Below are 23317 nucleotides of genomic sequence, written 5' to 3' on the forward strand. Positions count from 1 at the left end.
GCGTCAGAAAGTTCGAGTCCGGGTGAGCAGCATGTGGTGGAGCAAAGGCAAGTCGCGGGTTACCGAAGGCACGCGAGCGCTGGCCTCGCCAATGATCATGTCCCTGGAGCCACGCATGTTGTTCGACGGCGCGGTGGCCGCGTCAGTTGCCGACACCACCCAGGCTGACAGCCATGCGACTGCCGAGGCGGTCAAGGCGCCGACAGCCGATCAACCGGTCGCCAGCCAGGAAACCCATGGTCAGGCCGATGCCACACCGGCGCCAGCACCCGCTGCAGTGCCGGGGCAGAGCGTGGTGTTCGTCGATTCGCGGGTCAAGGACGCTGGCAGTCTGCTTCAGGGCATTGCGCCCGGTACTCAGGTGATTCAGCTGGATGCCAGCAAAGATGGCCTGCAACAAATCGCTGACTATCTGGACGGCCATCAGGGCATCAGCTCGGTGCAGATTATCGCCCACGGCAACGCCGGCGATCTGTGGCTGGGCGATAGTTATTTGTCCGCCGACAACGTCGCGGCCCGCAGCGCGGTGCTGGCGGAAATCGGCAAGGACATGAACGTCGGCGGCGACATCATGATCTACGGCTGCTACACCGCCGAAGGTGAGCGCGGCTTGAGTTTTGTCGACTCGCTGGCGCAGATGACCGGCCGCGATGTGGCCGCTTCCAGCAACCGCACCGGGATCGGTGGCGACTGGGATCTGGAAATTGCCACTGGCAACATCGAAAGCGCCAATGTTCTCTCGACCAGGGCCATGAACGACTATCAGTGGGGCCTGGCCACCTGGACCGCCACCAACAACGCCAACACGGGCGTCGGCTCGTTGCGTGCCGCCATCGCCTCGGCGCAGAACGGCGACATCGTCACCTTCGGCAGCAGCATGACGGTGCAGCTGACGTCCGAACTGCTGATCAGCAAGAACATCACCGTTGATGGTGACTTGAACAACGACGGCGCGGCTGACGTGATTCTCGATGGTCAGTACAGGACTCGAGTGATTGAAGTGACGTCTGGCAGCATCGTGACGCTCGACGGTCTGGTGATCACCCGTGGCTTGGTGTCGGGCACGGGCGGCAACGGTGGCTATGGTGCCTCGGGCGCGATGGCCGGGGGGATTTTCAACGCAGGGATTCTGACCCTGAAAAACGTCACCGTGACCTCCAACGGCGCTTCCGGTGGCGGTGGCGGCGGCGCCGGTGGTTACGGCGGCGGTTATGACGCGACCCACATGGGCGGTCGCGGCGGTACCACCACTGGCGGTGCTGGTGGGGTGGGCGTTTCCTATTACAGCAACGGCGGTAGCGGTGCGACGGCCACCAATGGCACGATTTCCATTGGCGGTGGCGGCGGCGGGGCCGGTTGGGACAAGGTGGGTGGCGCTGGCGGCAACGCGGTGGGCGGGATCTACAACGCCAGCAGCGGCACCATCACCATCGTCGGCACGTCGACCATCAGCAACAACATCGGCGCCGGTGGCGGCGGTGGCGGTGGCGGTGGCCAAGGCAGCAATGCCAGTAATGGCGGCGTGGGCGGTCGGGGCGTCGGTGCGATCTGGAACAAAGGCACGCTGCTGATCACGGCCGCCAACTTCGCGGCCCTGGCCGGTAATGCCGCGGCCAGTGGTGCAGGCGGTACCGCGCAGGGCGGAGGTACAACCGGCACCTCGCCGACCTCTGTCGCGACCATCTACAACGACGGAGGTGTACTCAACACCGCGTATTCGCCACCGCCGACCGCGACCATTGTGGTCGCTGATACCACACTGAGCATCGGCGAAACCTCCCTGGTGACGATCACCTTCTCCGAGATCGTGACCGGTCTCACTAATGCGGACCTGACCATCGCCAACGGCACTTTGACTGCGGTCAGCAGCAGCGATGGCGGTATCACCTGGACGGCAACGTTTACCCCGACCGCCAGTATTGCCGATACCTCCAATGTCATCACTCTGGACAACACCGGGGTGATAAATCTTCTGGGCACCGCCGGCGTCGGTACCACCAACTCCAATAATTACGCCGTCGATACGGCGCGGCCAACCGCCAGCATCGTGTTCACCGACACGGCCCTCAGGGCCGGCGAAACCTCTCTGGTGACGATCACCTTCAGCGAAGCGGTGAGCGGTTTCACCAACGCCGACCTGACGATCGCCAACGGGACGTTGAGCGCGGTGAGCAGCAGTGACGGCGGCATCACCTGGACGGGGACCTTCACCCCGACCGCCAGCATCACCGATGCGACCAACCTGATCACCCTGGACAACACTGGGGTCAGCGACCTGGCGGGCAACGCCGGCAGTGGCACTACCGATTCGAACAATTACGCCATCGATACCGTACGGCCAACCGCGACCATCGTGGTAACGGACACCGCGCTGAGAATCGGTGAAACCTCTCTGGTGACCATCACCTTCTCCGAAGCGGTGAGCGGTTTCACCAACGCCGACCTGACCATTACCAACGGCACGTTGACCTCGGTGAGCAGCAGCGACGGCGGCATCACCTGGACCGCCACGTTCACCCCGAACGCGAGCATCAATGACACGACCAACCTGATCACCCTGAACAACACCGGGGTCAGCGATCTGGCGGGCAATGCCGGCAGCGGCACCACCGATTCCAACAACTATGCCATCGATACCGTGCGGCCGACGGCCGCCATCGTGGTCGCGGACACCGCGCTGAGAATCGGTGAAACGTCACTGGTGACGATCACCTTCAGTGAAGCGGTGAGCGGTTTCACCAATGCTGACCTGACGATTACCAACGGCACGTTGACCGCGGTGAGCAGCAGCGACGGTGGGATCACCTGGACCGCGACCTTCACACCTTCCGCGAGCATCAACGACACGACCAACCTGATCACCCTGGATAACACCGGGGTCAGCGATCTGGCGGGCAACGCCGGCAGCGGCACTACCGACTCCAACAACTACGCCATCGACACTGTGCGGCCAACGGCAACCATCGTGGTCGCGGACACCGCGCTGAGAATCGGCGAAACCTCGCTGGTGACGATCACCTTCAGTGAAGCGGTCAGCGGTTTCACCAATGCCGACCTGACGATTACCAACGGCACGTTGACCTCGGTGAGCAGCAGCGACGGCGGCGTCACCTGGACCGCCACCTTCACGCCCTCCGCGAGTATCAACGACACGACCAACCTGATTACCCTGGACAACACCGGCGTGGCTGATTTGGGGGGGAACGCCGGCAGCGGCACCACCGATTCCAACAACTACGCCATCGATACGCTGCGCCCGACCGCCACGATTGTGCTGGCCGATACGGCGCTGACCGCGGGTGAAACCTCATTGGTGACCATTACCTTCTCCGAGGCCGTGACCGGTTTCACCAATGCCGATTTGAGCATCGCCAACGGCACGTTGACCTCGGTAAGCAGCAGTGACGGCGGCATCACCTGGACCGCCACGTTTACCCCGACAGCAGGCATCATCAGCGCGATCAACGTCATCAGCCTGGCCAACACCGGCGTGGCGGATCTGGCGGGCAACACCGGCAGCGGGATCAGTTCCTCGGGCAACTACGCCATCGACACCGCCCCGCCGACCGCGACGATTGTGGTGGCGGACACGGCGTTGAGAATCGGTGAAACGTCACTGGTGACTATCACCTTCAACCAAGCCGTGACCGGTTTCACCAATGCCGACCTGACCATTGCCAACGGCACGTTGACCGCAGTGAGCAGCAGTGACGGCGGCATCACCTGGACGGCGACTTTCACCCCGACTACCAGCATCACCGATACGACCAATCTGATCACATTGGACAACACCGGCGTGCAGGCTGCCGCCACGGGTAACGTGGGCAGCGGCACCACCGACTCCAACAACTACGCCATCGACACTGTGCGCCCGACGGCGACCATCGTGGTCGCGGACACGGCGCTGAGAATCGGCGAAACCTCGCTGGTGACGATCACCTTCAGTGAAGCGGTCAGCGGTTTCACCAACGCCGACCTGACCATCTCCAACGGTACGCTGAGCGCGGTGAGCAGCAGCAACGGCGGCATCACCTGGACGGCCACCTTCACGCCTTCCGCGAGCATCAACGACACCACCAACCTGATTACCCTGGACAACACCGGGGTCAGCGACCTGTCGGGCAACGCCGGGTCCGGCACTACCGACTCCAATAACTACGCCATCGATACGGTTCGTCCCACCGCGACCATCGTCCTGGCAGACACCACCCTGAGTGCCGGCGAAACCTCGCTGGTGACCATCACTTTCAGCGAAGCGGTGAGCGGTTTCACCAACGCCGACCTTTCCATTGCCAACGGCACGTTGAGCGCGGTCAGCAGCAGTGATGGCGGGATTACCTGGACCGCGACCTTCACCCCAACCGCTGGCGTGAACGATGCCAGCAACGTCATCACCCTGGCCAATACCGGTGTGACCGACGTGGCCGGCAACACCGGCAGCGGCACCACCAACTCCGGCAACTACACGATCGATACCGTACAGCCGACGGCCACCATCGTGGTGACGGACACGGCACTGAGAATCGGCGAAACCTCCTTGGTGACGATCACCTTCAGTGAAGCGGTCAGCGGTTTCACCAACGCTGACCTGACCATCGTCAATGGCACTTTGAGCGCGGTCAGCAGCAGCGATGGCGGCATCACCTGGACCGCGACCTTTACGCCGACCAATGCCATTACCGACACCAGCAACGTCATCACCCTGGATAACAGCGGTGTGCAAAACGGCTCGGGCAATGCCGGTAGCGGCACTACCGATTCCAACAACTACGCCATCGACACCGTGCGCCCGACGGCGACCATCGTGATGACGGACACGGCACTGAGAATCGGCGAAACCTCTCTGGTGACGATCACCTTCAGCGAAGCGGTGAGCGGTTTCACCAACGCCGACCTGACGATCGCCAACGGGACGTTGAGCGCGGTGAGCAGCAGCGACGGCGGCATCACCTGGACCGCAACCTTTACGCCCAGCGCGAGTATCAACGACACCACCAACCTGATCACCCTGGACAACACCGGGGTCAGCGACCTGTCGGGCAATGCCGGGAGCGGCACCACCGATTCCAACAACTACGCCATCGACACGGTTCGCCCGACCGCCACGATTGTGCTGGCCGATACGGCGCTGACAGCGGGCGAAACCTCATTGGTGACCATCACCTTCTCCGAGGCCGTGACCGGTTTCACCAATGCCGATTTGAGCATTGCCAACGGCACGTTGAGCGCGGTCAGCAGCAGTGACGGTGGCATCACCTGGACCGCGACCTTCACCCCAACCGTCGGCGTAAATGACGCCAGCAACTTCATCACCCTGGCCAATACCGGCGTGACCGATGTAGCCGGCAATACTGGCAGCGGCACTACCAACTCCGGCAACTACATCATCGATACGGTGCTGCCGACCGCCACCATCGTCGTGGCCGACAATGCGTTGAGCGTCGGTGAATCGTCGCTGGTGACGATTACCTTCAGTGAAGCGGTCAGCGGTTTCAGCAACGCCGACCTGACGATCGCCAACGGTACGCTCAGCGCGGTGAGCAGCAGCGACGGCGGCATCACCTGGACCGCCATCTTCACCCCGACTGCCAGCATCACCGACACCAGCAACGTCATCACCCTGGATAACAGCGGTGTGCAAAACGGCTCGGGCAATGCCGGTAGCGGCACCACTGATTCCAACAACTACGCCATCGATACTGTGCGGCCAACGGCAACCATCGTGGTCGCGGATACCGCGCTGGCGGTGGGCCAAACATCGGTGGTGACCATCACGTTCTCCGAGGCGGTCACCGGTTTTACCACGGCCGATCTGACGGTCAGCAACGGTACCCTGAGCAATCTGAGCACCAGCGATAACATCACCTACACTGCAACCCTGACACCGACGGCGAGCGTCACCGATTCGAGCAACCTGATTACCCTGGACAACACCGGAGTGATCGATGGGGCAGGCAACACGGGCGCCGGTACTACCGATTCCAATAACTACGCTATCGACAGTCAACGTCCGACAGCCACCATTGTCTTGGCGGACACTACTCTGAGTGCTGGCGAGACTTCGCTGGTGACCATTACCTTCTCCGAAGCGGTGAGCGGTTTCACCAACGCCGACCTGAGCATCGCCAACGGCACGTTGAGCGCGGTCAGCAGCAGCGATGGCGGCATCACCTGGACCGCGACCTTCACCCCAACCGCTGGCGTGAATGACGCCAGCAACGTCATTACCCTGGCCAATACCGGCGTGACCGATGTGGCGGGCAACACCGGCAGCGGTACCACCAACTCCGGCAACTACACCATCGATACCGTGCTGCCCACGGCCACCATCGTGGTCGCCGATACCTCACTGAAGATCGGTGAATCGTCGGTGGTGACGATTACCTTCAGTGAAGCGGTCAGCGGTTTCAGCAACGCCGACCTGACCATCGCCAACGGCACCTTGAGCGCGGTGAGCAGCAGCGACGGCGGTATCACCTGGACCGCGACCTTTACGCCGACCAATGCCATCACCGACACCAGCAACGTCATCACCCTGGATAACAGCGGTGTACAGAACGGCTCGGGCAATGCGGGCAGCGGCACCACCGATTCCAACAACTACGCCATCGACACCGTGCGCCCGACGGCCAGCATCGTGTTTACCGACACGGCCCTCAAGGCCGACGAAACTTCGCTGGTGACCATTACCTTCTCCGAGGCGGTCAGCGGATTCACCAATGCCGACCTGACAATTGCCAACGGTACCTTGAGCGCGGTGAGCAGCAGTGACGGCGGCATCACCTGGGCGGCAACGTTCACGCCAACCGCCAGCATCACTGACACGACTAACCTGATCACCCTGGACAACACCGGGGTCAACGACCTGGCAGGCAATGCCGGGAGTGGCACCACAGATTCCAACAACTACGTCATCGACAGCCAACGCCCGACAGCCACTATCGTGTTGAGCGATACGACCCTGAAGCCGGGGGAAACCGCGCTGGTGACCATCACCTTCAGCGAGGTGGTGAACGGTTTCGACAACAGCGACCTGAGCGTCGCCAACGGTACATTGAGCGCGGTGAGCAGCAGCGACGGCGGCCTCACCTGGACCGGGACATTCACCCCGACCATTGGCGTCACCGATGCCACTAACCTGATCATCCTGAACAATACTGGCGTCACCGATCTGGCGGGCAATGCGGGGACGGGCGACACCCACTCGGCTAACTACGTGGTGGAAACCCAAGTCCCGACCGCCACGGTCGTGGTAGCCGACAGCGCCCTGAAGGCGGGCGAGACTTCGCTGGTGACCATTACCTTCAGCGAAGCGGTCAGCGGTTTCAGCAACGCCGACCTGACCGTTGCCAACGGTACACTCAGCAACGTTTCGTCCAGCGATGGCGGCGTGACCTGGACCGCGACTTTCACACCGACGATCAGCGTGACGGACACCACTAACCTGATCAGCCTGGACAACAGCGGTGTGACCAACGTGTCGGGCAACAGCGGCGTCGGCGTGACCGATTCCAATAACTATGCGATCGACACCGTTCGCCCGACCGCGACCATTGTGGTGGCGGACAACAAACTGGGTATCGGCGAGACCACTACCGTCACCATTACCTTCAGCGAAGCGGTGTCCGGTTTCGACCTGTCGGACCTCAGCGTCGCCAATGGCCTGCTGTCCAACCTGGTCAGCAGCGATGGCGGAGTGACCTGGACCGCCACGCTCACACCGACCGCGAGCCTGAACGATGCAACCAACCTGATCCTGCTGGACACCGGCAATGTGCTCGACGCCGCAGGCAATGCCGGCGCCAGCATCGCCATTTCCAACAACTACGCGCTCGATGCGACTCGCCCGACTGTGACCATCGTGGTTGCCAACCCGATCCTGGGCATTGGCCAGACGACGTTGGTGACCTTCACCTTCAGCGAGGCGGTCAACGACTTCGACTTGTCGGACCTGAGCGTGACCAATGGCGAGTTGACCAACCTGGCCAGCAGCGACGGCGGCAAGACCTGGACCGGAACCTTCACACCTACCGCGAACATCACCGACCCGAGCAACTTCATTGCGCTGGACACCAGCAATGTGACGGACCTGGCGGGCAACATCGGCGCCAGCGTCGCGGTCTCCAACAACTACACGATCAACACCGGGCCGGCGTTTGTGGTCTTGCCACCTGTCACCGTGCCCGCTCAGCCCAACGTGCCATTGCAACCGATCATCTTCACTCCGCCCACTGGCGATCTCGGCTCGCCGCTGACCTTTACCCCGCTGTTTGAACAACGGGTGATCGGCAACGGCATTCGGCCTCTGGGCGACATTTTCATGAGCCACGGGGCGCTGACACCAAGCTTTATCGCACAGGTATTCAGCAGCAGCGGTGGTGATGGCTCAGGCCACGGCTTCCTCGGTTTTGGCGGCGGGGACGGCGGGGTCTTTGGCACCAGTACGCTGTCGAGTCTGTTCAATCAGGACACTGGCAGCGAGGTCGATTCGCTGAACGCCTTCGGCAATAACTCAATCAGGACGGGAGATGCTTCCCAAGGGCTGCGCGGCGTGTTTGGCGCCCCGAGCCTTGGTCAGCAATTGCAACAACTCAAAGACACCGAGCAGCGGCAGGTCGAAAGCCTGGCCGCGGCTTTGCAACAGGTCGGCATCAGTGAAATGCAGGCCTGAAAAAACCATTAGAGCAGGGCGGCACCTGGGGGCTCCAAGGATGAAGAGAAGTCAGAAGTTATTCGGCGCCAGCTTGTTGGCGCTGGCGATCAGCGGATGTGCGGTCACCAGTGAACCGATCGACCGCAGCGTCAGCCAACAGCGCGCCAAAAGCGATCTGCAAAACATGTACAAGGGTCAGGAGCCCCTCAGTGGCCCGCTGACTCTGCACCAAGCCATGGCCCGCGCGGTGAAATACAACCTCGAAGGCCGGCTCAAGATCATGGAAGAGGCCCTGGCCAAGCGCCAACTCGACCTCGCCAGTTTCGACATGCTGCCGCGCATGGCGCTGGACGCCGGGTACGTGGGGCGTAACAACGTCAACGCTTCCAGCAGCCAGAGCGTAGAGACCGGAACCCAGTCCCTGGAGCCGTCGACCTCCCAAGACCGCGACCGTGAAGTGGCGGACCTGACCATGGTCTGGAACGTGCTCGACTTCGGCGTCAGTTACATCAGTGCCAAACAGCAGGGCGATCAGCGGCTGATCGTGCAGGAGCGTCGGCGCAAGGTGATCAACACCATCGTTCAGGACGTGCGCTCGGCCTATTGGCGAGCCATGGCCGCCGAACGTTTGCTCAAACAGATCGACAGCCTGATGGCCCGGGTCGAAACCGCTCGCAACAATAGCCAGAGCATGAGCGAGCAGCGTATCGGCGATCCGATCCAGGCGTTGGGTTATCAGCGCTCGCTGATCGAAGCCACCCGGCAACTGGAAGAGCAACGTCGCGCGCTGTCACTGGCAAAAACCGAACTGGCGACCCTGATCAATCTGCCGCTGGGCACCGACCTGACGCTGGCGACCCAGGACGATTACGTCATTCCGGAGCTCAAGGTCGACCTCGCCAGCCTGGAACAGGAAGCCCTGACCAGTCGGCCGGAGCTGCGTGAGCAGGATTACCAGACCCGTATCAGCGCCGCCGAAACCCGCAAAGCCATGCTGCGCCTGCTGCCGGGGCTGGAGTTTTCTGCCGGCGGGCATTACGACAGCAACTCGTTTTTGGTGGAGCAGGGCTGGGCGGATTACGGGGTGAAAGTCACCTGGAACCTGTTCAATGTGATTTCCGCACCTGCCGCGATCGACGTCGCCAAGGCCGGTGAAGAAGTTGCCGCGGCGCGTCGGCAGGCGATGTCGATTGCAGTGCTGGCGCAGCTTTACGTGGCCAACGCCAACTATCGCGAAGCGATGCGGCAGTTCAAGACCAATCAGCAATTATCGGATATCGATGGGCAAATCGTCGGCCAACTGCGCAACCGCTATCAGGCGGCCGGGCTGGGTGAACTGGACCTGATTCAGGGCGAGCTGAACACCTTGCAAGCCGATCTGCGTCGCGACCTGTCCTATGCCGACCTGCGCAATGCTTACGGGCAAATCTTCGCCAGCGCCGGTCTCGATCCGCTGCCGGACGAAGTGCAATCGACCGAAGTCCAGTCCATCGCCACCGCGCTGGCCAATCGCGAAGAAGCGTGGGCGGCGGGCAACATCTCAGTGCCGGTGGTCCATGCCCCGGTCCAGTAACCTGCTGGCGCCGACGGCGAGCATCAGCCGCGCCCAACGGGAGGCCCGCAACGGCCATCGCGGCACGGCGATTCTGTTGACCGGTTTACCGGCCGCGGGAAAGTCGACATTGGCCCAGGCACTGCACGCCGAGCTGTTCGAGCACGGCGTGCAGAGTGTGGTGCTCGATGGCGACGGACTGCGGGTCGGGCTCAATCGCGATCTGGGGTTTACCGACAGCGATCGCCTGGAAAACATCCGCCGCGCCAGCGAACTGGCGGCGCTGTTGGTCGACAACGGGCAGATTGTCATCCTCGCGATGATCGCGCCCTTGGTGGAGTTGCGTGAATTGTTCGTCCGACGGTTGGGCGAGGATTACCGCGAAGTCTGGTGCCGCGCCTCGTTGGCAGTGTGTGAACAGCGTGATCCCAAAGGTCATTACGCCCGGGCTCGACGGGGCGAGTTGGCGGGGTTTACCGGTGTCTCCGCGCCTTACGAGCCGCCGCCGTGCGCATCGCTGGTGCTCGACACGGGTGTGCAGTCGGTTGAGGCCTGCCTCGATCGTTTGCTGACCTGGCTCGGCGAATGCGCGGTGCTGCCGAAACGATGAACCGGCCGGTCTTCTCCCGCTTGCCGGTGGCGGTGGATTTTCCTCTTTTAGTGCCTTCAAGGCTTGGACGACAAATCCGCCATCCCCTTGAGCAACTCGATCGGTAGCGGAAAGACGATGGTCGAACTCTTGTCCCCGGCAATCGAACTCAGCGTCTGCATATAACGTAACTGCATGGCCCCTGGCTGACGGCCGAGCATTTCGGCGGCTTGCATGAGTTTTTCCGAGGCCTGCAATTCACCTTCGGCGTGGATCACCTTGGCCCGACGTTCCCGTTCGGCTTCGGCCTGCCTGGCGATGGCGCGAATCATCGATTCGTTGAGGTCCACGTGCTTGATCTCGACGTTGGCCACCTTGATGCCCCAGGCATCGGTCTGCGCATCGAGTACTTGCTGGATGTCGACGTTCAGGCGTTCCCGTTCGGCCAGCAATTCATCGAGTTCATGTTTACCCAGCACCGCCCGCAACGTGGTCTGCGCCAGTTGGCTGGTGGCCATGAGAAAGTCTTCCACCTGAATGATTGCCCTCTGCGGATCGAGCACGCGGAAATACAGCACCGCATTGACCTTGACCGAGACGTTGTCGCGAGTGATCACGTCTTGCGGCGGTATGTCGAGCACCACGGTACGCAAGTCGACGCGAACCATTTGCTGGACCACCGGAATCAGCAGAATCAGCCCAGGACCCTTGACCTGCCAGAAGCGTCCGAGCTGGAACACCACCCCGCGTTCATATTCACGCAGGATACGGAAGGTCGACCCCGCCAGTGCAATCAGCAATAACAGCAGTGCGGCAAAACCCAGTTGCAGGCCCATGACTATCCTCCGCCATCATTGTTCATTGCGGGCGCCGCGTCAGCCGCGGCCACTTCCAGCAGTAGACCCTTGCGTGCCACCACCCGGACTTGTTGTCCCGGTTGCAGCGGTGTTTCGCTCAATACCTGCCATTGCTCCCCTTGCAAGTGCACCCAGCCGATATAAGTACTACCCGCCTGCAACGACGTTATTGGCGTTACGCTGCCCAGCAATTCGTCGTCGCCGCTGACGTTGCGGCGCGGTCGGGTTTTCAAGGCGCGGATCAGCAGGAAAGCCAGCAGCAGGGCACTGATCAGACCCAGACCGATCATCAAGGGAACCGGGATCTCGGCATTGGTCAGAATCACCGCGCCGATCACGAACATCACAAGGCCGCCCAGACCGACCACGCCATAATTGGGCAAGGCCGCCTCGGCGATCAAAAATACAATGCCGAAGGTGATCAGCCAGATCCCGAGAGGGTCGGGAACCAGCACTACGAGGGTGTCCGCTGCGAAAACCGATCCGCTCAAGGCCAACAGCAACGCAATTGCATAGCAACGAATGTTCACTTGACCCTCCGGGAGAGTCATCCGTCCGCGAGCCGTTCATGGCTCTGTATACAAGTTTAGTTGAGCCTGCATTGGTATGAATTTTGACCCGTTGTCGACAGCGTCCGACGGGCGGATTTCCCGCCGGATCCCACCAGCGGGCCTAGACTTTCAAGGGAGACAAAAAGTTTAATCATTGTCCGCGATTCGTTGCTGCGGACACCGAGGTGCATCATGCGTATGGCAAAAACCGTGCAAAACAGCCTGGAAAAGGCTCACTGCGAATATGACATCATTTCCCACCCGCATTCGGCCAGCAGCCTTGAAACAGCTCGGCTCGCGGGCATCCCCGCCGAACGGGTCGCCAAATCGGTGATCCTCGACGACCGCCACGGGCATTACTTAATGGCCGTGCTGCCCGCCAGCCGTCACCTGGACCTGAGCAAAGTACGTGGCAGCAGCGAATGGCAAGTCACCCGTGAAAGCAACCTGCCGCACCTGTTCGATGATTGCGAACGCGGCGCCGTGCCCGCACTGGGTGAATCCTACGGGATGGACATGGTCATCGACCCACAGCTGACCCGGCAGAAAGACATCTACCTCGAAGCCGGCAACCACAACAACCTGGTACACATGAGCGTGCCGGAGTTTCTGAAAATGGTGCCGCATGCCGAGGTGCGCGAGTTAAGTCAGTCGGCGTAGTTGTCGACGTCGCAGGCAGCCTCGTTCTGTAGGAGCGAGGCTTGCCCGCGAACAGCCGCACCGTAATTCCCCGCCAATACGCCATCACGAAGGAGCCCCGACATGGAATCCCCAACCCACAGCCTTTCCTCCTTGTTCAAACAACTCGGCCTGCCTGACGACGCCGAAAGCATCGATAAATTCATCGCCACCCATTCACCGCTCAAACCCGAACTGCACCTGGCGGACGCGTTCTTCTGGAACGAGAGCCAGGCAGAGCTGCTGCGTGAGGAGATTCTGGATGATGCGGATTGGGCGGAAGTGGTGGATCAGCTGGATGTGCTGTTGAGGAAAGGGCGGGGGGTGTAACAATCATCTTTCTGGTGGCCACTGTCGGGACGTATGCGCTAGAGCGAGTATCCAGATCGCATCTGGCCCCAATTCATAAACGACGCGATAGCTCTGATGTGGAATTAACTCGCGGGTACCTGAAATGATTCCGACAGGGCCGCTTTCAGGGTATTGGGCAATGCGGGATATCGCGTCTTTGAAGCGGTTGTCCATGTCGATGGCGGCTTTGGGGTTGACGGCATGCAGGTAATCCCAAATGTCTGCACGATCCTGTGCTGCTGTTGGCGTCCAGATTATTTTCATTCCTGTATGGCTGCTCGCACTCGCCTGGTAGTGAATTCTGCTTCAACTTCTTCATTGGTCAAGCCATCCCCTGCGCGCATGGAAGCCCGGGCCTTGTCGACCTTACGTTGCAGGAATGCTTCGTACTCGCGTGATTCTCGTTGGGTTTGAACGAATTGGCGCATCATTTCCCTGACGATTTGAGAGGCAGGACGATGAGAAGCTTCTGCTTCGGCCATGAACTGTTCGCGCAATTCGGGTTCGAGTTTCATCGTAAAAACGGCTTGTTTTGACATGCCCAAGTCCTCGGAATAGGTACTGAGGAAGTATATACATCTTCACTACATTCTTTGGTTCAAGCTCGTGCGTGACACGACAAACGGACGTTTCTTCATGGGCGGCTGGGAAAGCGGACGAACGCAAGGTCCACAACCCGGCAAACCCTGAGGCCGTTGCTATGCTTTGAATTGATGGGGACGCGCGGCGAATCCGTCGATCAAGGCTTGCGTTGATCATGGGGATCCAATAATGAAAAACCCTTACGCTCCCGGCTTTTGGTGCGCCATTGCGGCATTGGTTTTGCTGTCGGCCACCTATTTCTACGGCGTCATGCTGGCCCACCAGCTCGACACGGCGCTGATGTTCCTCGACAGCGCGGCGGCGTTGATCGCCGCGATGGCTATCGTGGTGGTCGCCTGGGCTTCATTACAGGGCCAGCGCATCAAGAAAAAACACCTCGAACAAGGCAAGATCCTGGTACAGATCTGGGACACCAAAGTGGCTTTGCGTCGCGTCGAAACGGTGTTCGACCGGTATTTCTGGGGCAGTTACTGGCAACCGGGCCGTACGTTCCAGGAAGTCATGGGTGAACTCACCGGCACGCCACTGGAAAAAAGCCTCGAAACCTTGAAAAAACAATGCCTGGCGCTGGACAAGCAAGTGGCCGACGAGGGATGGCACTGGCTCAACAATGCTCGAGAGCTGTCCGATGTCGCCACTGCCATGGCGCGCGAGCGCTATCAACTGGACTTCTGCGACCCACGCGGGGAAGTGACCGGCGGGGCGGTGATCAATCGGGATTTTGAAGTGCTGGTGTATACGTGGACGGCGCGGCTCAAGAGCTTCGATCATCAATTGGATGAGATTGAGGTTCAGTATTCCTGAATTGATGTTGGCCGGACTGACGCTTTCGCGGGCAAGCCTCGCTCCTACAGATTTGTGTCGTTTCACGAATATTACGCACGACGCGAACCTGTAGGAGCGAGGCTTGCCCGCGAAGGCGATCGAATGACCGCCGAAGCTCTCAACCCTTGCCGGTTGTCCACAAGCAGCACTATCCCATAGACACTCTTTCACCTTTAATCATTGGGCCGCCTTGTGGCGCAAATGCTAATCTCCATCCCACTTTAAGTCGTGACCGCAACCCGTCATGGGTTCAGGGAAGACGACCACACTTCCAACAACGGACATTGATCGGGTACTTCATGAATAAATCAGCAGGCGTGCTTCTAGGAATTGTCGTGGCCATCGGTGCAATCAGCGCTGGCGGTGCGTGGTACACCGGCAGCAAACTCGATGGGGTGCTGAACACCTCGATCGCCGACGTCAACAAAGAGCTGCAAGCCGCGCTGGTGGGTTCCAACGGCACGGCGTCGCTGGAGCTGGTGTCGCTGGACCGCCATGTGTTCAGCAGCACCGCGCACTACCGCCTCAAGGGCGAGGGCGAGATGTTTGGTGAAGCGCCGATGGAGATGCTATTCGTCGACCGCATCGAACACGGCCCGTTGCCGTTCTCGCGTCTGGTGTCGCTGAAGTGGTTGCCGGTCCTGGCCACCAGTCACTACGAGCTGGAAAAGACCCCGCTGACCGAAAAGTGGTTCGCCGCCGCCAAGGACAAATCCCCGGTCAAAGGCGTGGTCAACATCGGCTACGACAACTCCACCAAGGGCACCCTCGAATTTCTGCCGCTGGAAGCAGCACTGGATGACAAGTCCAATCTGACCTTTTCCGGTATGAAACTCGATGTAGACGCCAGTGCCCAGGCGCAAAAGATCAAGGCCGACGGTTACATGGACAGTCTGAAACTGACCACTGTGGCCGAAGATCAGACCCCGGTACAAGTCGAGCTCAATGGCTTGACCCTGGCCAGTAACCTGAACAAAAGCACGTACGGCTATTACGTCGGCGAAAACACCGTCGAGCTGACCAACAGCAAAACCACTTTTGGCCCCAAGCAATCGGTACTCGGTTTCAAGAACTTTGAAATGAAGAACAAGACTGAGGAATCGGGCACCAACGCTTCGGGGCGTGCCGATTACAAGGTCGGTGAAGTGTCCTTGAACGGCAAGGTTATCGGCTCTGCGCAAATGGCCATGAGCCTGAAAAACCTCGACATCCCGTCGACGATGTCGCTGATGCAGATCTACCAGACCAAACTGCAACCGTACGAGAAGGCTGCCGCTGAAGCCGCTGCCGCTGGTCTACCGGCGCCGGAGCTGAACCTGACCCCAGCCGAAGAGGCACAGGTCAAGACCGGTCTGGAGAAACTGCTGGCCGCCGGCCCCCAGGTGGCTCTGGAAAACCTGTCGTTCAACACCAGCAACGGCGAAAGTCGCGCCAATCTGGTGCTGGACCTGACCAAGCCACAGTCCATGGACCTGCCGCCAGACCAGTTGGTCAAGCAGTTGATCGCACTGTTGGACTTCAACCTGTTGGTGTCCAAGCCAATGCTGGTTGACGTGCTCACCGTGCAATCGCAAATCGACGGCCAGACCGACGCCAAACTCATCGCCGATCAGGCGAGCGCAACCGCTGACATGTTCGGCAGCATGGCGGTCGGTACACAACTGGCGAAGCTGGACGGTAACAACGTCGTCACCAAGCTGCACTACGCCAACAATCAGGTGGACTTCAACGGCCAGAAAATGACCCTCGAAGAATTTGTCGGCTTCGTGATGAGCAAACTCGGCGGCGCTGGCAACGTCACTATCCAGTAAATCGCAGGCTTCAGCGCAACGCCCGGCCTCTGCAATGCGCAGGCGCCGGGCGTTTTGCTGTCTGGGGTTTCGAAACGGGGGAGGGGGGAGGAAGTTCTAATGCCAGTCAGCCAAGCGCAATCCATGTGGGAGCGGGCTTGCTCGCGAAGGCGGTCTGTCAGTAGACATTGATATTGACTGACACGACGCCTTCGCGAGCAAGCCCGCTCCCACAGGTTCCCTACCTTGGCTGATTGGCATTGGATAAGACCCGAGCATCACGAATCTGAACAATTATTGTGTTCTGGATAGTCGACTACGCTTGCATGCAAGACTGCTTCGATAAAGCTTGGCTGGGTCTTTCGACCCGGCTTTCCGCTACGACTGGGCAAAGGGACATTGCGACCCGGCTGGCCATGTAAGGATGCTGACGAATGCCGTGTATTGCTGGGCCCTTTATTCATCGTGGGCTACGCCCCTTGTTTCGCGTTGCGTTGTGCGGCCAATTGCTGTGGCCGGCGCTGGCGCTCGCCGATTCCCCCTACGACCAAATGGTTCGTGATGCCCGGGCCGGCAGCTACACGCCTGCGCTGACTGTGTTGCGCCAGGTGCCGGTAAACCAGGCCACCACCGGCCAGATCAGCGATCACTTGCAGATAGCCAGCTGGGCCGGTCTGGACGCTGAAGTGGTCCAGGTCTATGAAACCCAAGGGCACAATCGGGCGTTGCCGGTTCAGGCCCTGACCGCTACCGCACGGGCTTATCGCAACCTCAAGCGTTGGGATTCGGCGACCCGGATGTACAACAAGGTCCTGGCCTTGGAGCCGAAAAATCCCGACCTTCAATTGGGCCTGGTAATGACCCAGGCCGACGCCGGTAAACCTGACGAGGCGGTTGCTCGCGCCAAGGCGTTGGTGGCGGAAAAGCCGGATGATCCTTCCCGCCGTCTGGCTCTGGCTTACGCCTTGACCCGTGCCGGTGCCACCTACGATGCACTGTTTGAATACGACCAGGCTTTCATGCGCGCTGGCAACAAACCCGACGTCGCTCGGGAATACGTGGTTGCCCTGCAACGTGCGCGCCTGCCGGAACCGGCCCTGCGCCTGGCGCGTCAGCGGCCGGGGTTGCTGGATCCGGTCACACTGCGACGCCTTGAAGGTGACTTGGCCGCTGAACGCGTGCGCCTGGCCGAGCTGGCCACTCGAAGCGAAAAAGAACGTTATTTGATCGCCGATCGGGCTCTGGCCGATTACGACCAGTTACTGACGACCTGGACGCCGGATCCTCAGGCCCACGATGACGTCATCCGCTGGCGAATCGATCGCATGGGCGCCCTCAAGGCCCGTGCGCGCACGGCCGATGTGATCGCCGAATACCAGAAGCTGCTCGCCGAAGGCGTGAAGATTCCGACCTACGCCCTGCGTTGGGTGGCGTCGTCCTATCTGGACCTGCGACAGCCGGAAATTGCCACCGATTTGTATCGCCAAGCGCTGATCACGCCGGATGCCGATGTCGGCGACCGCCCGGAAGGCAGCGCCGCGCTCTATTACGCCTTGCTCGAAAGCGACAAGGCCGATGAAGCGCGCCAGGTCGCCGAGGACCTGGCCAAGAACCAGAAACCGCGGATCGAACTCAAGGGCTTGCCGGGCGGCATTCCCAACGATGAATGGATGGCCGCGCAGCAACTCGCCGCCCAGGCCGGTATTTACGGCGCCGATCTTCCATCGGGCGAGCAACGTTTGCAGGCGTTGGTAGATCAGGCGCCCGGTAATACCGGCCTGCGTCTGGCCCAGGCCGATCTGTACCTGGCCCGGGGCTGGCCACGGCGCGCCGAGAGTCAGCTCAAGGAGACCGAGAGCATGGCCCCCCGAGACGTCGGGCTGGAAATCGCTCAGGGCCATACCGCCATGGCTCTGCAGGAATGGCGGCAGATGGATGCGCTGACCGACGATGTGGTCGCGCGTTTTCCAGACAACCGGCAGGTGCAGCGTTTGCAGCGTCAGCGTGCGGTCCATGACATGGCCGAGCTGCGGGTGGAGGCCTACGGCGGCAAGAGTTATAGCGGTGGCAACAGCGACGCCGGGGCGGTCAACGGCAGTCGCGATTTCGGCATCGAAACCACGCTGTACAGCCCACCTATCGATGAAGACTGGCGTCTGTTCGCCGGTGCCGGTTATGCCACCGGCGATTTCAAGGAAGGCACCGGTCACCATCGCTTTCAGCGCGTCGGGCTTGAACGTCGAACCCGCGACATGACCCTGGAAGCGGAAGTCTCCAACCACTCCTACGGCTTCGGTGACAAACAGGGCGCGCGCCTGGCGATTGCCCGAGACATCGACGATCACTGGCAGTACGGCGGCAGCCTAAAGTACCTGTCGGCGCAAACGCCGTTGCGGGCCTTGAACAGCGACATCACCGCCAACGGCGGCAGCGGTTTCATCCGTTGGCGCGCCAATGAGAGCCGCGAGTGGAGGCTGGCGGTCAGTCCCTCGCATTTCAGTGACGGCAACAATCGTGTCGAAGCCTTGCTCACCGGTCGCGAGGGCGTTTACCGCGCGCCGGGGTTGCAGGTCGACCTCGGTCTGGAAGTCGGCTCCAGCCATAACTCCAGCTCCAGCGACGTGCCGTACTTCAACCCAAAATCCGACTTCAGCGTGCTGCCGACGGTGAACGTCAACCACGTGCTCTATCGCCGCTACGAAACCTCCTGGAGCCAGCAGTTCCAGGCCGGTGCGGGCACCTATAGCCAGCGCGATCACGGCACCGGCGGCGTCGGCCTGCTGGGTTATGGCCAGCGCTACAGCTGGAACGACGTATTCGAGGTGGGCGGCCTGCTGAGTGTGATCAACCGGCCTTATGACGGCGACCGCGAAACCGATCTGCGCTTGCTCGTCGACCTCACTTACCGCTTCTAGAAGAGTTTGAAGATGCCATTTATTTCGCGTTTCATCCTTTTGCTGGGAGTGCTGTTGATCAGCGCCTGCGCCCAGCAAGCCCCGGCCTTCGCACCACCGTCCGAACGCCCGGTGTCGGCCAATGAAAAGCCGTGGCCGAAAAACCACGTACTCGGGATCGCTTACCACGATGTCGAAGACAGCGACCCCGATCAGGCGGTGGTGGCCGTGCGCACCGAGCGCATGATCGAGCAACTGGCGTGGCTACGGGAGAACAACTACAAACCGGTCAGCGTCGACCAGATCATGGCTGCTCGCAATGGGGGGCCCGAATTGCCGCCCCGGGCGATTCTGCTGAGCTTCGACGACGGCTACGCAAGCTTCTACACCCGCGTGTTGCCGGTGCTGCGCGCCTATAACTGGCATGCCTTGCTGGCGCCGGTCGGGGTGTGGATCGATACGCCGCTGAACCAGCCGGTGGATTTCGCCGGTACGCCGCGCCAGCGTTCGGACTTCCTGACCTGGGAGCAGATCCGCGAGATTTCCCGATCCGGCCTGGTGGAAATCGCCGCCCACACCGACGCCAGCCACAAAGGCGTGTTGGCCAACCCGCAAGGCAACCTGCAACCGGCCGCCGCGACGCGGCGCTATGACGCCGCTACCGGGCGCTACGAAACCGAAGCCCAATTTCAGGCCCGGATGCGCGCCGACGTGGCGACCATCTCGGAGAAGATCCGCAAGGTTACCGGTTACAAACCGCGTGTCTGGGTCTGGCCATACGGCGTGGCGGATGGCACCTCGCTGCAAGTGGTCGACGACCAGGGTTATCAGATGGCCCTGTCCCTGGATGACGGGCTCGATGCCCTCGACAACCTGATGAGCAGCCCGCGCTTTTTGGTGGTCTCGGACCCGAATGGCGAACGCTTCGCCAACAGCATCGTCTCGGTGCAGTCCAAATCGCCGATGCGCGTGGTGCACGTGGACCTGGACAACGTCTACGACCCGAACCCGGCCCAACAGGACATCAACCTTGGCAAACTGATCCAGCGCATGGCCGACATGGGCGCCAACACGGTGTTCCTGCAGGCCTTCGCCGACCCTGCGGGCGATGGCCTGGTGCGCTCGTTGTATTTCCCCAACCGCCACCTGCCGGTGCGCGCCGATATCTTCGACCGCGTAGCCTGGCAGTTGCGCACCCGGGCTCAGGTGAAAGTCTATGCCTGGATGCCGGTGTTGAGTTTTGCCCTGGATTCGAAGTTGCCGCGAGTCACTCGCTGGGACCCGAAAACCGCTACTACGTCGATCGATCCGGACCAGTACAAGCGCTTGTCGCCATTCGACCCGAACGTGCGGCGCATCATCGGTGAAATCTACGAAGACGTGGCCCGCCTGACCTCGGTCGACGGCGTCCTCTATCACGATGACGCGGTGCTGTCGGACTTCGAAGACGCCGGGCCTGAAGCTCTGAAAGTCTATGCCGTCAATGGTCTGCCCGGTTCGATTGCCGCCCTGCGCGCCGACCCGCAAACCCTGCAGCGCTGGACACGATTCAAGAGCCGCTACCTGATCGATTTCACTCATGAACTGACCGCCAAGGTCCGCGCGATTCGTGGCCCGCAAGTGAAAACGGCGCGCAATATTTTCGCCGAACCGATGCTCAACCCCGAGAGCGAAGCGTGGTTCGCGCAGAACCTCGACGACTTCCTGGGTGCCTACGACTGGACGGCACCGATGGCCATGCCGCTCATGGAAAAACAGAGCCACCAGCAATCCGGTCCCTGGCTCGAAACGCTGGTAGCGACGGTCAAATCGCGCCCCGGCGCACTCGACCGCACGGTGTTCGAATTGCAGGCCCGGGACTGGACGAAAAACGCCGACGCCGACATCAACAGTGCGCAATTGACCGACTGGATGGGTCGCCTCAAGCGTCAGGGCGCCACCAGCTTCGGCTACTACCCGGACAACTTCCTCGAGAACCAGCCGGACCTGAAAACCGTGCGGCCCGCGCTCTCCAACAAGTGGAATCCATAACATGCTGGACAGACTGTTAGCCCTGCTGGTTCTGGCGATCGTCCTTGGGGTTCCCCTCGGGTTGATCTTTCTGCTCACCGGGCAATTCCTGATGGACTTCGTGTTCTTCTATCCGCTGTTCATGTCAGGACTGTGGATCGCCGGCGGCCTGTATTTCTGGCTGCATTGGGAGCGGCATTGGCCGTGGCAGGACGACACCTTGCCGCCACCGCTGGCCGGCGAACCGCTGATCTCGATCCTGGTCCCTTGCTACAACGAAGGCGACAACGCGGCCGATACCATCCATGCGGCGTTGGCCCAGCATTACCCGAACATCGAAGTGATCGCGATCAACGACGGTTCCAAGGACAACACCGCCGCGGTGCTCGATGCACTGGCCGCGCAGGATCCGCGCCTGCGGGTGCTGCACCTGGCGGAAAACCAGGGCAAGGCCGTGGCCCTGCGCATGGGCGCCATTGCGGCGCGCAGCGAGTATCTGGTGTGCATCGACGGCGATGCGCTGCTGGCGCCGAACACTGCGGCGTATCTGGTGGCGCCGATGCTCGACAATGCGCGACTGGGCGCCGTGACCGGCAATCCGCGAATCCGCACCCGTTCGACCTTGATCGGCCGCGTGCAGGTCGGCGAGTTCTCGTCGATCATCGGCCTGATCAAGCGCACCCAACGGGTGTTCGGGCGGATCTTTACCGTCTCCGGGGTGATCGTCGCCTTTCGTCGCACAGCACTGAACCGGGTCGGCTACTGGAGCCCGGACATGATCACCGAAGACATCGACATCAGCTGGAAGCTGCAACTGGATCACTGGAGCATTTTCTACGAGCCACGCGCGTTGTGCTGGATCCTGATGCCGGAAACCCTCGGCGGCCTGTGGAAGCAGCGTCTGCGCTGGGCCCAGGGCGGTGCCGAGGTGCTGTTCAAGAACATCCGTGGCATCTGGCAATACCGCCATCGTTACCTCTGGCCACTGCTGTTCGAATACTGCCTGTCCACTGGCTGGGCCTTCACGTTCCTGCTGTCGGTGATTTTCTGGGGCGTTGGCAAATTTGTCGAAATGCCGCCAGTCATTGCCGTCGATCACCTCATGCCACCGGCGTTTACCGGGCTGCTATTGGCAGTGGTCTGCCTGGTGCAATTCGCGGTCAGCATCCTGATCGATCGCCGTTATGAGAAGGGCCTCGGCAAGACGATGTTCTGGGTGGTCTGGTATCCGCTGGTGTTCTGGCTTATCAGCTTGTTCACCACCCTGGTCAGCTTCCCCAAAGTGCTGTTCGGCCAACATCAGAAGCGCGCGCGCTGGGTCAGCCCGGATCGGGGCATCAAGCCGCTGAATGACGATGAAGAGGAGGTCATCAAATGAAAATCATCAGAACCCGGCAGCGACCCTTTCTGGTCGTGATCGATGTTTTCTTCACCGTGCTCGCCTGGGTCGGGCTGCTGTATTTGCTGGCACAGGGTTTGTGGCCATTGATATATACCCATGACGGCCCGCGCATCGATGCGTCATTTTTCGATGCGCTCGGCACGTTGCAGATTTACCTGTGGGTGGCGCTGCTGAACGCGGCGGTCCTGATCGGCTGGGCGCGTTATCAACAGCGCAAAAGCAAGCGTTTCGCCCAGCGCCGTTTGCCGGCGCCGGTGGTGGATGATCAGGGGCTCAGTAAAAGCTTCAGGCTGACCGGCGACCGACTGGAAAAGCTGCGCACGCCGGGCTCGATGACCATTCACAACGATCAGGATGGCGATGTCAGTCATGTGGTTACGCACTACTTCCCGATTGATCCGGCCGAGCTGCCGCCACCATTGGCGCCGCTGGAGCATCCGTTCGTGATTCGCTTACCGGTCGAAGATGACGACAATCGAGAGCCGGTGAGCCACGTCTGAACAGGGCACGTTCCTGTTGTTTCATCCGTTCGGCGAGCATCGCATAACCCGCTTTTGTAGGA

15 protein-coding genes are annotated in these 23317 nt (G+C 60.9%); 11 read left to right on the forward strand and 4 right to left on the reverse strand.

Going from position 1 to position 23317, the window contains the following annotated elements:
* The first annotated feature begins 31 nt into the window (after positions 1-31).
* The 3 genes from MEB48_RS23125 to cysC are packed head-to-tail and all read left to right on the forward strand — an operon-like array spanning position 32 to position 10815.
* The gene (locus MEB48_RS23125) at positions 32-8671 is read left to right on the forward strand and encodes an Ig-like domain-containing protein (protein ID WP_237886186.1); all 8640 of its coding nucleotides are present in this window, start codon (positions 32-34) and stop codon (positions 8669-8671) included.
* Between the two features lie 40 nt (positions 8672-8711).
* On the forward strand, positions 8712-10226 hold the full coding sequence (locus MEB48_RS23130; protein ID WP_237886187.1) for a TolC family protein: 1515 nt from the start codon (positions 8712-8714) through the stop codon (positions 10224-10226).
* A complete protein-coding gene (gene cysC / locus MEB48_RS23135; RefSeq protein ID WP_237886188.1) occupies positions 10210-10815 on the forward strand; it encodes an adenylyl-sulfate kinase in 606 nt (201 codons plus the stop codon). Before MEB48_RS23130 ends, cysC begins: the two co-directional genes overlap by 17 nt.
* Before the next feature lie 56 nt (positions 10816-10871).
* Here cysC and MEB48_RS23140 read toward each other — a convergent pair whose 3' ends face one another.
* Positions 10872-11630: a slipin family protein gene (locus tag MEB48_RS23140; protein ID WP_030128605.1), complete on the reverse strand. Its 759-nt coding sequence runs from the start codon at positions 11628-11630 to the stop codon at positions 10872-10874.
* 2 nt (positions 11631-11632) lie between these two features.
* Entirely contained in the window at positions 11633-12181 is a 549-nt protein-coding gene (locus tag MEB48_RS23145; protein ID WP_237886189.1) for an NfeD family protein, read from the reverse strand.
* 213 nt (positions 12182-12394) lie between these two features.
* Between MEB48_RS23145 and MEB48_RS23150 the strand changes: the two genes are divergently transcribed.
* Positions 12395-12862, forward strand: coding sequence for an aminoacyl-tRNA deacylase (locus MEB48_RS23150; RefSeq protein WP_237886190.1), 468 nt, complete (start codon positions 12395-12397; stop codon positions 12860-12862).
* Between the two features lie 102 nt (positions 12863-12964).
* Positions 12965-13210 (forward strand): DUF2789 domain-containing protein, encoded by a 246-nt coding sequence (locus MEB48_RS23155; protein WP_237886191.1) that lies wholly within the window; start codon positions 12965-12967, stop codon positions 13208-13210.
* 3 nt (positions 13211-13213) lie between these two features.
* Here the strand turns inward: MEB48_RS23155 and MEB48_RS23160 are convergent, their stop codons facing one another.
* Both MEB48_RS23160 and MEB48_RS23165 read right to left on the reverse strand, forming a co-directional pair.
* Positions 13214-13495 carry a type II toxin-antitoxin system RelE/ParE family toxin gene (locus MEB48_RS23160; protein WP_237886192.1) on the reverse strand — a complete coding sequence of 94 codons (282 nt, stop codon included), beginning with the start codon at positions 13493-13495 and terminating at the stop codon, positions 13214-13216.
* On the reverse strand, positions 13492-13770 hold the full coding sequence (locus MEB48_RS23165) for an antitoxin of toxin-antitoxin stability system (RefSeq protein WP_237886193.1): 279 nt from the start codon (positions 13768-13770) through the stop codon (positions 13492-13494). Before MEB48_RS23165 ends, MEB48_RS23160 begins: the two co-directional genes overlap by 4 nt.
* A gap of 232 nt (positions 13771-14002) precedes the next feature.
* On the opposite strand from MEB48_RS23165, the gene MEB48_RS23170 reads away from it, so the two are divergent.
* From MEB48_RS23170 to pgaD, 6 genes are all read left to right on the forward strand, one after another.
* A complete protein-coding gene (locus MEB48_RS23170; protein ID WP_237886194.1) occupies positions 14003-14638 on the forward strand; it encodes an NADH:ubiquinone oxidoreductase subunit N in 636 nt (211 codons plus the stop codon).
* A 320-nt stretch (positions 14639-14958) separates the two neighbouring features.
* Entirely contained in the window at positions 14959-16470 is a 1512-nt protein-coding gene (locus MEB48_RS23175) for a YdgA family protein (protein WP_237886195.1), read from the forward strand.
* 413 nt (positions 16471-16883) lie between these two features.
* Positions 16884-19364 (forward strand): poly-beta-1,6 N-acetyl-D-glucosamine export porin PgaA, encoded by a 2481-nt coding sequence (gene pgaA, locus MEB48_RS23180; protein WP_237886196.1) that lies wholly within the window; start codon positions 16884-16886, stop codon positions 19362-19364.
* Positions 19365-19376: 12 nt separating this feature from the next.
* Positions 19377-21374, forward strand: a complete 1998-nt coding sequence (gene pgaB / locus MEB48_RS23185; RefSeq protein ID WP_237886197.1) for a poly-beta-1,6-N-acetyl-D-glucosamine N-deacetylase PgaB — start codon at positions 19377-19379, stop codon at positions 21372-21374.
* Between the two features lies 1 nt (position 21375).
* Complete coding sequence (pgaC, locus tag MEB48_RS23190; protein WP_237886198.1) at positions 21376-22731, forward strand: poly-beta-1,6-N-acetyl-D-glucosamine synthase; 1356 nt, start codon at positions 21376-21378, stop codon at positions 22729-22731.
* Positions 22728-23255, forward strand: a complete 528-nt coding sequence (gene pgaD, locus MEB48_RS23195) for a poly-beta-1,6-N-acetyl-D-glucosamine biosynthesis protein PgaD (protein WP_237886199.1) — start codon at positions 22728-22730, stop codon at positions 23253-23255. Before pgaC ends, pgaD begins: the two co-directional genes overlap by 4 nt.
* The last annotated feature ends 62 nt before the right edge of the window (positions 23256-23317 follow it).

The sequence above is a fragment of the Pseudomonas sp. PGPR40 genome (genome assembly GCF_022014505.1).
Classification (GTDB): Bacteria; Pseudomonadota; Gammaproteobacteria; order Pseudomonadales; family Pseudomonadaceae; genus Aquipseudomonas.

What these genes read in the sequence shown, in the direction of transcription:
- pgaC (WP_237886198.1), top strand. Translation starts at nt 21,376, where the DNA reads ATGCTGGACAGACTGTTAGCCCTGCTGGTTCTGGCGATCGTCCTTGGG.
- pgaB (WP_237886197.1), top strand. Translation starts at nt 19,377, where the DNA reads ATGCCATTTATTTCGCGTTTCATCCTTTTGCTGGGAGTGCTGTTGATC.
- pgaD (WP_237886199.1), top strand. Translation starts at nt 22,728, where the DNA reads ATGAAAATCATCAGAACCCGGCAGCGACCCTTTCTGGTCGTGATCGAT.
- MEB48_RS23155 (WP_237886191.1), top strand. Translation starts at nt 12,965, where the DNA reads ATGGAATCCCCAACCCACAGCCTTTCCTCCTTGTTCAAACAACTCGGC.
- MEB48_RS23130 (WP_237886187.1), top strand. Translation starts at nt 8,712, where the DNA reads ATGAAGAGAAGTCAGAAGTTATTCGGCGCCAGCTTGTTGGCGCTGGCG.
- pgaA (WP_237886196.1), top strand. Translation starts at nt 16,884, where the DNA reads ATGCCGTGTATTGCTGGGCCCTTTATTCATCGTGGGCTACGCCCCTTG.
- MEB48_RS23170 (WP_237886194.1), top strand. Translation starts at nt 14,003, where the DNA reads ATGAAAAACCCTTACGCTCCCGGCTTTTGGTGCGCCATTGCGGCATTG.
- MEB48_RS23160 (WP_237886192.1), bottom strand. Translation starts at nt 13,495, where the DNA reads ATGAAAATAATCTGGACGCCAACAGCAGCACAGGATCGTGCAGACATT.
- cysC (WP_237886188.1), top strand. Translation starts at nt 10,210, where the DNA reads ATGCCCCGGTCCAGTAACCTGCTGGCGCCGACGGCGAGCATCAGCCGC.
- MEB48_RS23175 (WP_237886195.1), top strand. Translation starts at nt 14,959, where the DNA reads ATGAATAAATCAGCAGGCGTGCTTCTAGGAATTGTCGTGGCCATCGGT.
- MEB48_RS23150 (WP_237886190.1), top strand. Translation starts at nt 12,395, where the DNA reads ATGCGTATGGCAAAAACCGTGCAAAACAGCCTGGAAAAGGCTCACTGC.
- MEB48_RS23140 (WP_030128605.1), bottom strand. Translation starts at nt 11,630, where the DNA reads ATGGGCCTGCAACTGGGTTTTGCCGCACTGCTGTTATTGCTGATTGCA.
- MEB48_RS23125 (WP_237886186.1), top strand. Translation starts at nt 32, where the DNA reads ATGTGGTGGAGCAAAGGCAAGTCGCGGGTTACCGAAGGCACGCGAGCG.
- MEB48_RS23165 (WP_237886193.1), bottom strand. Translation starts at nt 13,770, where the DNA reads ATGTCAAAACAAGCCGTTTTTACGATGAAACTCGAACCCGAATTGCGC.